At 50.0% G+C, this 16,132-nt stretch carries 13 protein-coding genes; 4 read left to right on the forward strand and 9 right to left on the reverse strand.

Annotation, left to right across the window (positions count from 1 at the left end):
• Window positions 1-82: 82 nt before the first annotated feature.
• Window positions 83-1,450, forward strand: coding sequence for a hypothetical protein (locus tag VB741_RS01865; RefSeq protein ID WP_323363439.1), 1,368 nt, complete (start codon window positions 83-85; stop codon window positions 1,448-1,450).
• Window positions 1,451-1,498: 48 nt separating this feature from the next.
• Here VB741_RS01865 and larC read toward each other — a convergent pair whose 3' ends face one another.
• Window positions 1,499-2,902: a nickel pincer cofactor biosynthesis protein LarC gene (larC, locus tag VB741_RS01870; RefSeq protein WP_323363440.1), complete on the reverse strand. Its 1,404-nt coding sequence runs from the start codon at window positions 2,900-2,902 to the stop codon at window positions 1,499-1,501.
• A 526-nt stretch (window positions 2,903-3,428) separates the two neighbouring features.
• On the opposite strand from larC, the gene VB741_RS01875 reads away from it, so the two are divergent.
• Window positions 3,429-4,751 (forward strand): HetZ-related protein, encoded by a 1,323-nt coding sequence (locus tag VB741_RS01875; protein ID WP_323363441.1) that lies wholly within the window; start codon window positions 3,429-3,431, stop codon window positions 4,749-4,751.
• Window positions 4,752-5,016: 265 nt separating this feature from the next.
• Here VB741_RS01875 and VB741_RS01880 read toward each other — a convergent pair whose 3' ends face one another.
• On the reverse strand, window positions 5,017-5,739 hold the full coding sequence (locus tag VB741_RS01880) for a response regulator transcription factor (RefSeq protein ID WP_323363442.1): 723 nt from the start codon (window positions 5,737-5,739) through the stop codon (window positions 5,017-5,019).
• 654 nt (window positions 5,740-6,393) lie between these two features.
• Here VB741_RS01880 and VB741_RS01885 point away from each other — a divergent pair.
• The gene (locus VB741_RS01885) at window positions 6,394-7,014 is read left to right on the forward strand and encodes a CPP1-like family protein (protein WP_323363443.1); all 621 of its coding nucleotides are present in this window, start codon (window positions 6,394-6,396) and stop codon (window positions 7,012-7,014) included.
• Here the strand turns inward: VB741_RS01885 and VB741_RS01890 are convergent.
• A complete protein-coding gene (locus VB741_RS01890; RefSeq protein WP_323363444.1) occupies window positions 7,011-7,814 on the reverse strand; it encodes a hypothetical protein in 804 nt (267 codons plus the stop codon). The two genes, VB741_RS01885 and VB741_RS01890, sit on opposite strands and share 4 nt — an antisense overlap.
• 45 nt (window positions 7,815-7,859) lie before the next feature.
• Entirely contained in the window at window positions 7,860-8,984 is a 1,125-nt protein-coding gene (locus tag VB741_RS01895) for a Gfo/Idh/MocA family protein (RefSeq protein WP_323363445.1), read from the reverse strand.
• A 167-nt stretch (window positions 8,985-9,151) separates the two neighbouring features.
• Here VB741_RS01895 and VB741_RS01900 point away from each other — a divergent pair, with 167 nt between their 5' ends.
• On the forward strand, window positions 9,152-9,529 hold the full coding sequence (locus VB741_RS01900; protein ID WP_323363446.1) for a hypothetical protein: 378 nt from the start codon (window positions 9,152-9,154) through the stop codon (window positions 9,527-9,529).
• A gap of 152 nt (window positions 9,530-9,681) precedes the next feature.
• Here VB741_RS01900 and VB741_RS01905 read toward each other — a convergent pair whose 3' ends face one another.
• From VB741_RS01905 to VB741_RS01925, 5 genes are all read right to left on the reverse strand, one after another.
• Window positions 9,682-10,545, reverse strand: coding sequence for a tetratricopeptide repeat protein (locus VB741_RS01905; protein ID WP_323363447.1), 864 nt, complete (start codon window positions 10,543-10,545; stop codon window positions 9,682-9,684).
• A 200-nt stretch (window positions 10,546-10,745) separates the two neighbouring features.
• Window positions 10,746-11,462: an ABC transporter ATP-binding protein gene (locus VB741_RS01910; RefSeq protein WP_323363448.1), complete on the reverse strand. Its 717-nt coding sequence runs from the start codon at window positions 11,460-11,462 to the stop codon at window positions 10,746-10,748.
• Between the two features lie 11 nt (window positions 11,463-11,473).
• Window positions 11,474-12,700 carry an ABC transporter permease gene (locus tag VB741_RS01915; protein WP_323363449.1) on the reverse strand — a complete coding sequence of 409 codons (1,227 nt, stop codon included), beginning with the start codon at window positions 12,698-12,700 and terminating at the stop codon, window positions 11,474-11,476.
• A 145-nt stretch (window positions 12,701-12,845) separates the two neighbouring features.
• On the reverse strand, window positions 12,846-14,132 hold the full coding sequence (locus VB741_RS01920) for a glucose-1-phosphate adenylyltransferase (protein WP_323363450.1): 1,287 nt from the start codon (window positions 14,130-14,132) through the stop codon (window positions 12,846-12,848).
• Window positions 14,133-14,599: 467 nt separating this feature from the next.
• Window positions 14,600-15,991 carry a serine hydrolase gene (locus VB741_RS01925; RefSeq protein WP_323363451.1) on the reverse strand — a complete coding sequence of 464 codons (1,392 nt, stop codon included), beginning with the start codon at window positions 15,989-15,991 and terminating at the stop codon, window positions 14,600-14,602.
• Between the last annotated feature and the right edge of the window lie 141 nt (window positions 15,992-16,132).

The raw sequence follows: 16,132 nt of genomic DNA on the forward strand, positions 1-16,132 counted from the left end.
TACTTAATCTATTTTGCCGTAAAGGCTGATAGCCATCTAATAGTAGTAGTAGTGAGCTCGGCCTTATACACCATTAATCTGCATGGTTGCTGATAGAGTTTCTAATTCATTTCATCCTAGACGTCGTCACCAAGACGTTCACCAGGCCCAGCAAACAATCTATGATTTTCTCCTAGACATCGTTAAGGATTGGTCTACAGAAGATGTGCTTGATGAATTCAAAGGACTCTTTTTGCAGCACCACGAAACCGTCAGTGCAAGTACGGTTCCAGCGCTCTATGCCATTCTATTTGCCAATAATGAACAGGAGTTTCACAATACCCTGAAGCGCTCCTGCTACATTTTGATCAATAACTGGGAGGTGGCCCGGGAGCATAGTGCCATCCGAGGGTTAATCCAGCTGTTTGCAGATCCAAGTATCCGTAAGGCGTCCGTATCACCTACTATCAAGCGGCTGCGTCAATGGATTCAGAGCTTTGTAGATAGCGATGACTTTCAGGGCCTAAAACTCTTTGTCGCCAATCGCTTTAGCAATGAAGTCCCCCACTGGTCCAATCGGTATACGGCCTATTTGTTAGCGCCTCAATATATAAACACGAGCAATCCCCTAGAACAAAGGGAAGCAGCTAGGGCCCTATCACAGCGACTTAGGGACAAATTCAAGTTCGATTTGGCCATGTATACGGCCCATTTTCAAAAGGTGCCTACTCAGCAACGTCGGGATAATCCGACCATGTTGGGAGATAGTGCGTTAAGGGTGATCAAGGCGTTGGTCGCTAAGCGGGGGATGTTTAGTCACCATAATTTGGCCCGAATTTTCCATGATCAAACTCGAGACCTGAGCTATGGCAGCTATAAAAATAGCCTGATTGAATATTTGCTTTTCTCCGCCATAAAAACTGATTTTGTGGTGACCCTCGAAAATAAATTGAAAGAAAAGCTAGATAAACTGTATGTCAAATTTAATCAGCAACCCCTTGATCCGTCCCTGGTATTGCTGACGAGTAATCGTGTGATCGACTATCTGATGACGGAGGATACCGAAACGCCGTCGACGTTATTTAGCCTGCTATTGACCAATGGCCGACCCCTAACCCTGGCCATTGTTCTGCTCAAGTTAATTTTGGTTTCCCCCAACTCCCATCCCTATTTAGATGCTCGGATTGCTGACTTAATCCGTTACTATGAGCAATTTCCTCGGGAAGAGTGTCAGTGGATTATCAACTTCTTAGAGATATATGGGGTCACCCTGGCCATCTGCGGCAGCAATGTGCAATACAACCTGGTGCATGTTCAGCAGGATGCCAATGCCAGTAATGCTGAGACCGCGTCCTTTGATGAATATCGTATTTTTTCCCAAATGATGAAGGAGCTCCACTGGGCTCCCTTGCGCCATTCATCATTAGAAGATCTGAAGACATTGGAAGATATGAAGGATACTGGGGCCTAAGAGCTGAACCTATCGGTCGGCCTCAAGACCTACTCAATATTATGTTTTTTATGCTCTCCAATTTTTGGGGGCATAGGGTTCTGTATATAGGGCCTGGGCGGCGGCTATGGCTGCCCATTGCACCCGTTTCCAACCAATGCCGTGGTGCCGAGCTAGTTGGGCACAGGTTTCATATTCGGGTTGAAGATTGACGATGGGGCCATGGGGGGTGGCAAGACCGGCTTTTACCTGGACGGGACCATAGGCGGTGATTACGGACTGCCAGGTACGGTAGAGGGTTTGTCGCTGTTGGGGGGTGATGCGAATGCCCAAGGTGGTGGTTTCTGCAAAGAGCAGCGCTTGGCAGGCGTTGACATGGGATGGATGACAAATGACAGTCAGTAAAATGCCCGGCCGATTTTTTTTCATGCCAATGGCCTGGGTAAAGACATCTAGGGCACCGGCTTGAAATAGACCGTCATAGAGATAGCCGATGGCCTGGGGAGATAGATCGTCCAGCTGAGTCTGGAGTTCCACAGCGGATTCGCTATGGCCTGGGGGCATTTGGGGAGACTGCGGTGAATCTGGTTGGGGATACAGGTGTTCTAAGTGTGGATGCTCTGAGTGTTGATGTTCTGAGTGTTGATGCTCTGAGTGTTGATGTTCTGAATGTGAGTGTCCATGGCGATGGTTTGTCTGCCCCTTTTCCTGGTGGTGGCCATGGGCCATGGGGCTTGGCTGCGTGGCTGTGCCGATCCACAGCCTTAGAATATTGGGGATGGGTAAGTCGTGACTGCCTGCCCCTAGGCCCACTTGCTCTAAAGTCATGGCGGGGGGTGAGCCAAAGTGTTGACTCAGGGTGGTTGCGATCGCAGCCCCCGTCGGTGTCACCAGCTCTTTGTCAATGCCATTGCTATAGATGGGCACCCTGGCCCGTCGGAGCAGCTCTAACACCGCCGGAGCTGGCACCGGCAATCGGCCATGGGCAGCTTTTACAGTGCCCCCCCCCACAGGGAGAGGGGAACACACCACCCGATCTACCCCCAGCCAGTCCAACCCCAAACAAGTACCCACCACATCTATTAGGGCATCGGTGGCCCCCACCTCATGGAAATGCACCTGATCGGTCGGAATGCCATGAACTGCCGCCTCCGCCGCTGCCAATTCTCGAAAAATAGCCAAGCTCCAATCCGTCACCCGAGGGGGAAAATTAGCCTGCTGAATCAACGCCTCGATCCCGGACAAGTGACGATGTCCCTGGATGGCATCCCTGACTAACTTGATCGTAACTGCGGTCGCCGCTTGTTCCTGAAGCCTAACTTGAGCCACTGTAAACTCATACTCATCCCCTAGTCCTAGCCTCTCCAACTGAGCTAATAAATCCCCTAGTGGCATTCCTGCTGCCAAGATTGCACCGAGACACATATTGCCAGCAATGCCCGTTGGACAATCGAAATAAGCGATCTTTTCCATAGCTTTATAAAATCTCCCCTGAGTACGGATTTTCTCTACATACACTTCATGCAGGCCTCCCGTAAAACCGCCGGATAGGCCCAGCCATTTACGTAGCTATTAAATAGTGAAATACGTCAGGGAACTATTAGATTTATTGGCAGTTTATCAACCAATGTTGATTTGTCGAGAATCATCGATTCTCCCACAACTGTCACAGGATAAAAAATAGACTTACAGGATAGACTATCTACTCAACTGTCACAGTCAAGGACGTTGCCTTTTATTGGCAGTCATCCTGTTCGAGAAATCTACCAAACTATTGTCCAGAAAGTATTTTAGAGTTATTTATGTCCTATTTATTCGAGTGGCACCCGGTCTAAAAATAGACTTAAGGCCCATTTGCTTTGGATACTGACACATTTCTATTTAGATTCGGAATTGGGTCCTTATACAGTGAAACTGTCCACTAGGGGACAAGATCATACGTCCAACGGCCAAATGAACAGCTCCTCGAATAGAAGGGGCGTGCATCACTAAGGGAATTATGAAAGCTCAATCTACCGCTACATCTGTATTAAACCTAACTACTCGTAACTCAACTAATAACGTCGTTCTGCATCCCACGGCTGGTTCATCAATTCAGTCGCCACAGAACACCCCCGATACCAACGACCATGAAGCTGAACTCTGTCCTGTTGATCAGGCCCTAGTGAGTTTTCTGGTCAATCTGATTCAAGCGCAGGTCAAAGGCAGTACCCGTACCGTCCAGGCTGTGGCCAACCGGTTGGCCATTGAAGTGACCCGCATTTGTCGCAAAAGTGACCGGATCCAGGCTTCTGGTGAGGTTAATGTCTGGCAGCATTCCTTAGCGGAAAACCGGATTCAGAAATATCTGGATTACTATCGCCTGGGCTCTCGCCAAGGCAGGGTGGAATTGCAGAGTCGCTTGAGTGCGATCGCCTATCGCTATATCGCCCCCGCCAAGACTCAGCTGGGATTCCAGGGACGGTGCAATCTACTAGAGGATTTCCTTCAAGGTTTCTATATTGAAGTGCTCAAGGCCTTTCGTCGAGAAAATCATCTCGAAGTCGATTACACTCCCAGAACCCGGTTGGAACTGGCTGAGTATATGGCTTTTAGCGAGCAGTATGCCAAGCGTCGGATTTCTCTTCCCGGTTGCTATAACCAGCAGCTGTTGGTGTTGAGAGCCCAAAGCTTTGCTAAGCGACTACCGGCAGAAACCTGTGTCGATATTGAGATGGCTGTCGATTCACCTAAAAGTGATGATGCCGATTCTCGCTCATCGGCTCTGCAGCAAATTCGTGAGCAGATGGTGGCCGATGTCACTGACCCGGCAGAAGCGGTACTGCGCGATCGCATCATCCGGGAACTCGTAGAATACCTGGAGGAGCAGGATCAACCCGCATGTATCGACTACCTAGCCCTGCGTCTGCAGGATATGGCCGCCTCCGAAATTGACGAAGTGCTCTGTCTGACACCCCGTCAACGGGACTATCTACAGCAGCGCTTTAAGTACCATGTGGAAAAATTTGCCCAGTCCCACAACTGGCAATTAGTTCACCAATGGTTAGGGGCAGACCTAGACAAAAACCTAGGCCTATCCCCCAAGGAGTGGACCCTGTTTCTGGGCGAATTAAACGCCGAGCAACAGAATTTGCTGGCCCTCAAACAGCAGCAAATGCAAAATCCACAACATACCACCCCGTCGGATGCTGAAATTGCACAGCAGCTAGGTTGGACTCCCAAACGAGTGCAACGCCGTTGGAGTCAAATTGTATCCAGCGCCTGGAAAGTTCGTAACACCAATCGTATCGCCAAGCCTGAAGTTCAGGCGAATCCGGAATGAGTTGTTAAAAAATTTCCTTGGCCGCACGTCCAAAGCCTTCGCGATGCGAAGGCTTTTTTTGTCCAGGTATAGCAGTCTATAGCCTACAGCGATCACCTATGGTGTGAACTATGGGCAGCGCACATTGCTGAAGCCTTTGAGCAATGTGCGCCGCCCATAGCAGTTGTTTCCTCACAAACACAAAGAGAGGGGCTACGGTATCACTCCGTAGCCCCTCTCTTTGTAATCCTTATGCTCTTTTGCGCTCTATGGGTTAATCCCGATTCTAGGCCTCAATCGCCTCAGCATCGGTCGAAGGAGGCTCAAACTTATATCCCACACCCCGTACCGTCTGAATCAACGTAGGTTGATTGGTATCAATCTCAATTTTCTTACGAATCTGACCGATGTGGACATCTACCACCCGTTGATCCCCCACATATTCATAGTCCCAAACCTTTTGAATCAGCTCGGTACGTCGCCACACTCGGCCAGGATGACTAGCTAGGAAGTGCAGTAAATCAAACTCTAGGGCCGTTAAGGGAACCAGCTGACCTTCTAGGGTGACTTCACGCCGGATCGGATCAATGGCCAGGGAGTTAAAGGTCAAACACTGTTGCTCAGCAGCCGTAACGGGACGCTGACGTTTGAGAATTGCCCCCACCCGAACTTCCAGCTCACCTAAGCTAAAGGGTTTAGTAATGTAATCATCAGCCCCCTGGTTAAAGCCATGGATCTTATCCGATTCATCGGTGCGGCTTGTGAGCATCAATACAAAAACGCCCGTGCGTGACTGCATTTCCTTGCACAGGTCATAACCATTGGCATCAGGCAGATTGACGTCCAATATCACCAAATCTGGATTGAACTGCTCAAATACGGCTAGGGCATGTTTGCCATCCTCAGCAGATTCCATCTCATAGGTCTGCTTCGCTAAAAATCGATGAATAAGATTGCGAATTGCTGGATCATCGTCTACAACTAAAATTTTGGCAGAGGCCGTGGTCATAATCCTTACACCAAAAAAATACGAGTCTAGGTAAAAAGGTAAAAATAAATCTGACGCAGTTGATTTCTGAAAAAACTTAACCTAGGGCATTTGGTTAAATGGCATTAATTCTAGATCAGTTCATTCTAGAAAATCAGCAGCGGCGTAAATTCGACGAAATTTTAGACTACCTATGAAGGTACATCTAAAGTCCTATTTCACAAGTTTTCAATAACTTCAGAGAAGTTTTACAGGGCTTCCACACCTTATCAAAGAATTCTGCTAAAAACAGCTGGTCAATTGGCATTATTAGCCACCCTATGCAGATTTATTGAAATAAGTAAGTTTTAAGTAAGTCTATAAATGAGGAATGGGCTGAAACCTGACAACATAGCCGCAGGTAGGTTGCCCAAGCTATAGCCAGAGATGCCAGTAATTATAAGGATGGGGTTAGGGGAAACCCCGAAACTTCTAAAAAGTTATCTGACATTTCTGTTACCCTAGGCCTAATTTTTTGTCAGGATGGTTAAACTGATAGTTATTATGGGCAGTGGTGTTTTTTGATGGGCGACACGCTATGGGTTTCAGATGTAGATCTCAGATGGGGATCTCAGATGAATGCCATATCATCACCTTAAAACGTCGTAACGGCCACCGTACATACCAGGTGTCGACATGAATGAGAGCAACTATAAAACGTTGGGATTAGATGAGTCCTCTTCTTTTGAGGAGGTCCAAGTCGCTCGCAAACGCCTTCTAGAGGAGTTTGGCAACAGTCCCCAGCGAAAAGAGTCCATTGAGGCTGCCTATGACGCCATTTTGATGGAGCGACTGCGAATGCGCCAGGAGGGCAAGATAAAAGTGCCTGATCGTATTCGATTTGCAGAAAAAACGGCAGAGATTTCGACGTCTACACCCAGGGTATCCCTACCTGCCCCCCAACCTCCTAGTTGGCTACAGAACTGGTTAGATACCCCCAGTCGAGATGATATTTTATGGTCCTCGGTGGTGTTTTTGGCATTGGCCGCTATGGCTTGGTTTACGGCCAACGGTGCTTCCACCGCCCTAGGTTTTTCCGTTGCAGCCACCATCTTCTTCGTCAACCGCAAAGAACGGAAGTTCTGGCGCTCGTTTGCCTTTGCGGCCGGCGGTTTATTGTTGGGTGTCTTGTTAGGGATATTAGCCGTTAGTCTAGTGGGTGCTCAGAGTTTGGGCTTAACGCCAGAACGAATAAACGCAGTGGTGGCAATTGTAACCATGACGTTGCTGTGGTTTGTCAGTAGTTTTACGCGCTAGCTTTTGGTGGCTATGGCCGCTGCAATCGCTTGGTTACTCGTCTTTGCCACATAGCTGTTGGCAGAATACCGATCGACATGGCGAAAGATCCCAATGGGCGCCACGGTGCGGCAAGTGTAAAATTCAACGGCCATCTTGCCCTTAGGTAGACTGTGGACCCTTGGCTTTAGGGTTTTGGGTTGTTCCACGCGCCATCGCCAGCTGCACTGATTTGGGATGCTACCAATCAGTCGATGATGTGCCCAACGGTGAAATTTTCCGCAGCGGCCAAATTCTTGTAATTCCCGTTGGAATATAGAGGCGATCAAAAAGGAGCTAGCTGTAAGATTCCCCGTAATGGCAGCCATGTAGTTGGGTAGGGCCCCTTGGGGATGGGGCGGCGTATTGTGATCGCCAGCCATTGCTAGGGCTGCTTCTAGGTGGGATGTAGTACTGAGCTGATTTTGCATTGCCCAGGTTGCAGCTCCCCCATGATTTATATTGTCTCTCCTCATGCGATAGAGATAGGTCACCAAACAATAGTTAGGTTTGAGATCAAGGCCTGGGAGTTGTTTAAGGGCGGTGCTAGCATCGATGGTGCTAATAAACCAGCGACCATTTGCATTGGGAGTTGAGCCTTCATGGTGGATTAGTCCTCCCTTCCGAAACAACGTGCTCAAGGTGGCGATGGAGTCGGGCTCGGGCATGTCTTCTTCGTTAGCAGGAGGTGCGTGCTCGCATAGGGGCAACATCAACTGCTGCTTAAGGGCTCGTCGGAGGGTTTGGAGAGAGGTGACGGGAAACTGTAGTGGTGACGACATAGCTGAAGCTACTATGCTGGGATAACCATTGGCTTAAACCAGGTTTTACTGGACACCAGACGTTTTACTGGGAACCAGATTTTGATTGGGTACTGTCACCCAGGTTTGTTGAGCATGGGCCTGGTGGGTGAGATCTATGAGTAGCTGGGAATAAACTCCTTCCGTGAGGGATGGGGCTATGGTTTGCTGTTGATCTATACAAGATACCCAATGATCCACCACTCGAATAAACGGGGCTAGTCTCCCATCCTCATAGAGTTTGGGAAAGGCTAAGCGGGTGGGAATATCGATCGGAGCTAGGGGCTCTCCTGCCTGGCTGCCGGTTAGGGTAAAGCCTCGAATGTAGTCTTTTTGATTAGCATTGCCCAGAACCAGGGTACCTTTTTCTCCGTAGACTTCAACCCAGTGGCCGCGACCGGCCAGGGCTACTGCGCTGAGGGTTACCTGCACAGGGGTGCCATCCATCAGCTCCAGGCTAATGCTGCAGGTATCGTCGGAATCAACCGGTTTATACTGGCCAGATTCTGGGTGCGGGCGCTGAGTGATGGTGGTACTCAAATTGGCCGATAGGCGTTTGGCTGGACCAAAGAGCCAGGCCACATAGTCGAACATGTGGGAGCCGATGGACCCGAGGGCCCCACCGCCTTGCTCTTTTCGGGCATACCAGTTCCAAGCCCGTTCAGGATTAGCTCGACTGCCTGTAATCCAGTCAATTTTGATCAGTCGCTTTTGACCGACGTAGTTTTCATTGAGTAATTCTGCCAAGTGCTGCCAGGCGGGAATAAACCGAAACTCAAAGTCCATTACAACGGCCACATTGTGCTGCTGGGCCAGGGCCTGGAGATGTTGGGCTTCCTGTAGGGTGAGGGCAGTGGGCTTTTCCAGCAGCAAATGTTTCTCGGCCTGGAGTACGATCGCCGCCATGGGGTGATGGGCAAAGGGGGGAGTGGCCACACTCACGGCGTGGACCTGGGGCAGGGCAACAATTGCCTCGATACTATCACAGGCATGGGGAATGCCGTGCTGCTGGGCAATGGCCTCGGCCTGGTGGAGATCGCGATGATAAACCGCGACCACTTCGGTCCGATGGTGGGCCATAAAGCCAGGAATATGAACTTTTTGACCAAACCCTGTACCAACAACAGCAACACCAATGGACGTCTGGGACATAGCATAGCGAGAACTAGACAGCGGGGAGAAAGTTGGTTGGCTCTGCCCTGGGCCAACTCCCGATTCCTTAGCCTAGCGATAAGGGGGACACAGCGCTAGCGGCTACCACTGACGCGTATAATGAGAACATTAACAGAACTTTACACTTAGAGTGCGATTGTCCAGTCATGACTTATTACTATTGGTTTACGCCCCCCTACTTCTTTATGGTGGCTGGTCTACTGATTGCGGTTACCTCGGGAGCGTCCTTTAGCTCTGTGCTCAAAGACATTGTGGCGGCATGGCGTAAAACCCGTTCGTCTGAAGTAGTGGCCAAGCTGGGGGGGATTAATATCCAGTTACCATTCTTGGGCATTTGTGTCGGCACAGCCATATTTTTAGCTTCAGGCTTGGGCTGTTTTGGGACGCCTACATGGCTTTCCTATGCCCTGTCAGGTCCTCTGACTTTTTTGAGTGCAGCGTTAGTTTGGCGTCAGCTAAAAAGTAATTTGGCTCTACTGGAAAGTGGGCAGCCCCGTGCATTTGAGCTGGATTTCTTTGTTTAAGCCTTGGTCATCGATGCACGGCTATATTCCTGCGGGAATCCCCTGTAACTGCTTTACCCATGGCGGCTATAGGGGATTTTCATGGAAATTGTTAGCCTGAGACGTCTGATAACAGAATGTTTTGTCTTGATGTAGAAAGGTAAAACCTATTTCTATTGGCGAATTCGGTCTAACTGGGCTTGGGTATTGGTGACCCATTGGTTACGGCCCTGGTTAATGTAGAGATTGAGTGCCTGCTGTAATGCTTGTTCGGCCTCGTTTTCGCGACCCAGGGATTCTAAGGCCAGTCCTCTGGAATAGTAGGCATGGCCAAAGGTGGGGTAAAGCTGAATAGCTCGGTCAAAATGCCCTAGGGCCAGGTCGGATTCCCCCCGTCCAAAGTGGGTGATGCCCAGATTGTAGTGGGCCTCGGGATAGTTGTTATCGATGGCAATGGCTGTTTCAAGGGCTGCCATTGCCCCGTCTAGTTGATTTTGCTGCAGATAAATCAGGCCAATTTGATAGTGGATTTCTGGAGCCTGGGGGCTATAATCCACGGCGGTCAAAAGGGATGCTAGGGCCTCTGGTAGATTTCCTTGGCGGCGTTGGACTAAGCCGAGGTTGTAATGGGCAATACCCAATTGGGGCTCGAGGGCAACGGCCCGTTGCAAATAGCTAGCTGCCTGGTCTAGGTTACCCCCATCCAACAGCGCGGCTCCTAAGTTTACATAGGCCATGGTAAATTCGCCGTCGGCTTGGGTTGCTTGCCAGAAGGCATCCGCAGCTTCCTGCATTTGTTGCTGCTGACGGTAGGCAAGGCCAAGGTTGTAATGGGCAATAGCCAGGGTAGGGTCAAGGGCTACGGCACTTTTAAAGGCTGAGATCGCAGCCTCCAGCTGATTCTGCTGCACATAGATCACTCCCTGTTCCAATGCCGCTTCGGCGCTGCCATAGCGTTGTTGGGCTAGGGCTGGTTTGACCGTGCCAAGGGTCAGAGCTAGTAATAGGGGCAATCCATAGCGGTGGCCTAGGTTCATTGAAAGTGCTCCCCTAGAGTAGAAAATGGCCTAGTGAACGGTACTGCTATCCCTCAACCGGATTAAAGGCAAGTACTTTATCAAACCTTTAGGAATATTAAATTAATATAGGGCGTTGGTGCTCAAACGTCTACCCATTTTCCGTGTTATTCCTGACGCGGTTTCTGCTTATTCTTGTTAGGACATATTCACAAAAATGCCTACTCTACTAGGGCCCCGTAGCTGACATCGTTGGGACTCATGTGGGCATGGATCACTTCGCCATCCCGAAACCACACCACCCGTTCGGTTAACCTGGCAACCGCGGGTTCATGGGTCACCATCACAACGGTAATTCCCCCCTGGTTGAGTTCAGCAAAAATCTTCATCACCTCTTCGGTGGTGGTGGTATCGAGGGCACCGGTCGGTTCGTCCGCCAGCAGTAGTAGGGGACGATTGACAATGGCCCGGGCAATGGCCACCCGCTGTTGTTGTCCCCCCGAGAGCTGGCTGGGCTTGTTGGCCTGTCTATTGCCCAAGCCCACCCGCTGAAGAGCGGTGACGGCCCGCTCACGTCGTTCGGCGGCGGGCACCCCCCCGTACACCATGGGCAGGGCGACATTATCCAGGGCACTGAGCTGGGGCAACAGATGAAACTGTTGGAACACAAACCCGATTTTGCGATTGCGAATGACGGCCAGGGTGTCATCGTCTAACTGGGCCACATCCTGACCATCAAAAAAGTATTGTCCCTCGGTGGGGCGATCTAAGCAGCCAATCAGGTTCATGGCGGTGGATTTGCCTGAACCGGACGGACCCATAATGGCGCAATAATCTCCCTGGTCAATGGTCAGGCTGACATCCCATAGGGCTTTGACTTCGGTGTTGCCGCTGCCGTAGATTTTGGCGATGTGGTGGAGGTTGATTAGGGGAGGCATGGAGGACTGAATTAAATGCTTCTCAGGGCCACAATCGGGTCTAGTTTAGCGGCCTGGCGGGCGGGAATGACGCCGAAAAATAGACCAATGCTGCCGGAGACGCCGACGGCGACAATAATTACACTGACTGAGGCGGAGGATTCGAAGGGGGTGAGTAGGCTGAGCAGACCGATACCGCCAACGCCCACCATGGTGCCGATGATACCTCCGGCGGCGGAAAGAATGATCGCTTCGATCAGAAACTGGGTGAGGATATCGTTCCGGGATGCGCCGATGGCTTTGCGTAACCCGATTTCCTGGGTGCGTTCCCGAACGGATACCAGCATGATATTCATGATGCCGATGCCGCCGACGAGTAGGGAGATACTTGCGATCGCAGCCAGCATCAAGGTCAATGCCCCCGTAATCGTATCGGCAATGGACAGCAACGTATCCTGGTTTTGAATAAAGAAATCATCCTCTTCGGCCCGGGTAATCCCATGGCGTAGCCGCAACAGGTTGGTAATCTGAAATTCCGCCGTTTGCATACTGTCAGCATTGCGAGCGGTAGCCGAAATAAAACTCACCTCAAGGCCATAGGGGGAGGTACGACCCACAATCCGACTCGCCTGGGTGGTGATGGGAATAATCACCGCATCATCATAATTCACCCCCAGGTTCGACCCTTGTCGCTCTAGCACCCCCACCACTTCAAAGGCAATATTATTAATGCGCAACGACTGTCCCAGGGCCACCTGATCCTCAAATAAACGTTCAGCTAGAGAATTTCCCAGTACAGCAACGGCACTCGTTCGCTGCAGATCTAAATCAGAAATAAACCGCCCCTGCTCTATGGTGAAATTGCGGACAGTAATAAAGGCGGGGTTGGTGCCAATCACACTGGCATTGGCATTACGGTTGAGAAAGGAAAGCAGCCCTGGAGTTGTATTTTCAGCTGCCACATCAATCACCGACGGCACCTGTTGGGCAATCGCCTCCGCATCTGCCAACACTAAGTTGCGAGAAATTTCCAAGCCCCCCAACCGTCGCGTCTCTCGGTTTCCCGGCACAATAAACAAAATATTGGGCCCCAGACTCTGGAGCTGCTGATTGATATAGCGTTGCCCCCCTTCCCCCAGACCCACCATGGCAATGACCGACGCATTGCCAATGATGATGCCCAACATCGTCAGGCTGCTGCGAAGCTTGCTGGCCATTAGGGTTTTAACCGCCATTTTGAGACTTTCGCGAAAATCCATTTGTAGGGTGGGCAGTGCCCACCAGAAAGCTATACCAACAGCATAAACCCAAGCTTAAATAACGACATTGATGCAAAAGGGCTCCTTTCTCGGGAGCCCTTTTGTTAGCAGGAATGTTGGTCAATGGTGGGCTGCGCCCTACGGTTTAAATAATCATGCCGTCAGGAATCACCGCATTCTTCAGTACAACAACAATGCCGCTGCGGATATAGAAGCCAAGATCTTCCCGTTCGGCCTCTTGAATGTTTTCCTTGTTGACAATTTTCACATTGCGGCCAATGCGAGCATTTTTATCCACAATGGCCTGCTTAATAATGGTACCTTCACCGATACCCACGGGCACTTTACCCCGAGTAAGATGCTGGTTATTATCATTGGTCTCGTAGTAGTCAGCCCCCATCAGCAGAGCATTCTCAATCTCACAGCCAGACCCAATTCGTTGACGTAACCCGATCACCGTGCGGGTAATGTTGCACTGCTTGAGGACAGAGCCATCGCCCACAATCGACTGGGTTATCTTACAGTCGAGCAATTTACTAGGGGGGAGATAGCGAGCCCTGGTATAGATCGGTGCTTCTTCGTCGTAGAAGCTAAAAGGTGGATCGGGTTGCTGGGTGAGCGCCAGGTTGGAATTGAAAAATGCTTCAATCGTTCCAATATCTTCCCAATACCCATCAAACAGATAGGCCTGGATATTGTACTCCCGGGCAGCGCCAGGAATAATCTCCTTACCGAAGTCGGTTTGTTCGGGGGAGCGGCGGAGTAAATCAATCAGGGCCTGCTTTTTGAAAACGTAGATGCCCATGGAGGCAATAAAGGGCTGTTCCTGGGCCTGCTCAGGACTCAGACCCAAGGCGGTGGTGTCCACCTTCATCGCTTCAAGGTCATCACCCTTGGGTTTTTCATGAAAGTCAACAATGCGACCAGAACCATCAATCTTCATTAGGCCAAAGCTAGATGCAACCTTAGAACCTACGGGCACCACTGACAGGGTGACATCGGCTCCGGTACTCCGGTGACGCTCTACAAAGAGACTGTAATCCATACGATACAGGTGATCACCGGAGAGGATGATGACTTCATCCACATCCCAGCTTTCAAATAGCCATAGATACTTACGCACAGCATCGGCAGTACCCTGAAACCAGCTAGGACTTTCAGGGGTTTGCTGGGCTGCTAGCACCTCGACAAAACCGTCGCTAAAGGTGGAAAAGTTATAGGCCCGAGTGATGTGGCGGTTGAGGGAGGCGGAATTAAACTGCGTGAGGACGTAGATTTTTAATATTTCCGAGTTGATACAGTTACTAACGGGAATATCAATCAATCGATATTTACCGGCTAGGGGAACCGCGGGCTTGGCACGAAACTTAGTTAAGGGGTAGAGGCGAGTACCAGCACCGCCGCCGAGAATAATCGAAAGAACTCTTTTCACAGGATCGTCTCACTAGCGCAGTTTGTTAATTCATTATTTAGTTTGAGGGTGTATCTAACCCTTGACAAGAGGTTGACACAATTTATTTTTGACTTGTGCTATAAAATACGTCCAAGATGGAAGCGCCCTCAGCCGGTTCCTATCAGGGTTATGAGTTGAGCCAATGATAGGAAACCTGCAAAGATATTAATTAGCTTTTAGTCAGCCTTTTAGTCAGCTTCCTTAGGGTGAAAAGCATCAAGACCAAGCCTGTTCATTGCAAAAAGCAGGCCAGAACAAGTGCTAGAAGCGGATAATTTTCTGATCATCAAACCCCTAAGTCAGTTTAGTTTTGACCACCAAAAATACCCTGAAATTTTAGTGCCAGAACCCCAATGTATGGGCTCATAGACGTGGATAAAAAAGTATGGGCTAAAAAATATTGAGTCTAATGACGACGCGCTCAATTTCTCAGTTTTGGGATGCCATTAGAGGCTCTGAGCGACTTTAGGGGCTGAAGTCTGCTGATCTAAGGGGCCATGCTCTAATATATGGAGGGCCACATCACGAATGATTTGTCGCAGTCTGCCTTGGTCACCACTTTGATCAATGGTAACGGTCATCGCGTAGCGTTCTTCACCCACCTTGAACGCCAATGTGCTACCAATCACTGAGGAGTTCTGACCGGTTTTTTCGCCAATCCAAAAAATATCAGGTTTTTCTTTTACGAGAGCCTGATAACCAAAATCCAGATCATACTGACCCACTAGGGCATCGAGAATCTCCTCATCACCTGCTTTGGTAAAGCTGTAAATGCGCATCATCATTTGGGTGAGTTCATCGGCGGTGCTCACGTTTCGACCTGTACCCATGTTTTGGGGATAGGTGCTACTGCCCACCAGCTTGTGGCCCACGGACGTAGTCGTAAACCCTTCGGCTTTGAGGGCAGCGTTGATCGCGTCATAGCCCATGTAGTCGATCAGCTGGTTGGTGGCGATATTATTGCTTTCGGTAATCATCCGCACCATCACCTCCCGTAAGGTGTATGTCTTATCGACAAAGATCTTGCTCCCCTGAGCATTTTCGGTAAAGTTGCTAGGGTCAATATAGATCTGCTCGTCCAGACTAGCTTTTCCACTGGTGACCTGGTGCATCAGGGCTATCGCCAGGGGCAGCTTCACCAGACTGGCCACGCTGGCGGGGGGGACATTGCCATTAAACGACCGACATTCATCGGTGCCCAATTGACATAAGGAAATACGTACATCATTGGGGTTGGCCTGTTTTGCCGCAATGGGCATCAAAAAGGTCGATTTCTCCTGATTGATGCGGCTATTCACCACCATGGCGATGGCGCCATACTCTTCTAGTTTTGCTTGGGCTTGCGGGTATTCCGGTGAGTCATAGTGAATGGCACCTAATGTTCGGACAACATCTTGCCACAGATCCTTTTCTTGCTGGCGGAGTTCGAGGCTATTGCCCTGGCTACGTAGTGATAAGGCTTGCTGGGCTAAATTAATGGCTGTGTGATAATTCATCGCAGCCTGCTCTTTTTGTAGCAAGCTTTGGGTGAGGTCATAGCTAGTCTGGGTCAACCCAATGTAGGGCTCAATCACACCGTCAGGGCTGAGCTGCCGGAGCTGTTCTTCGGGTTTAGCTGGCCCCTCTTTAGTCGGACCCTGACTGAAAACTTCACTTTCTTTAATGCCGCCTACAGCGGCGGCAGCTGATGTTGCCAATCCTTTGACGGTGGTCACCCACTCCGAGGGCAGTCGAAGGGTGGCGAATATAACTAAGCCAATGGTACTGCCAGACAGCAAGAGCAGACGTAGCCATGTCTTACGCCAGATCGGTTTGGAAGTGGAGCGAAAACGGATCATACGGGCTGATGAACCAAGGGTAGCTATGGAAATTAAATCACGGAAAATGGGTAAGTGACTGTCAGAAATTCAGGACTAGAGGAGGATAGTGACATTGACTGGTGTTTTGAACAAATCCGTTGAATATGGTTAGGGGGTGAC

The sequence above is a fragment of the Leptothoe sp. PORK10 BA2 genome, from assembly GCF_034932105.1.
In the GTDB taxonomy this organism is placed as follows: Bacteria; Cyanobacteriota; Cyanobacteriia; order Phormidesmidales; family Phormidesmidaceae; genus Leptothoe.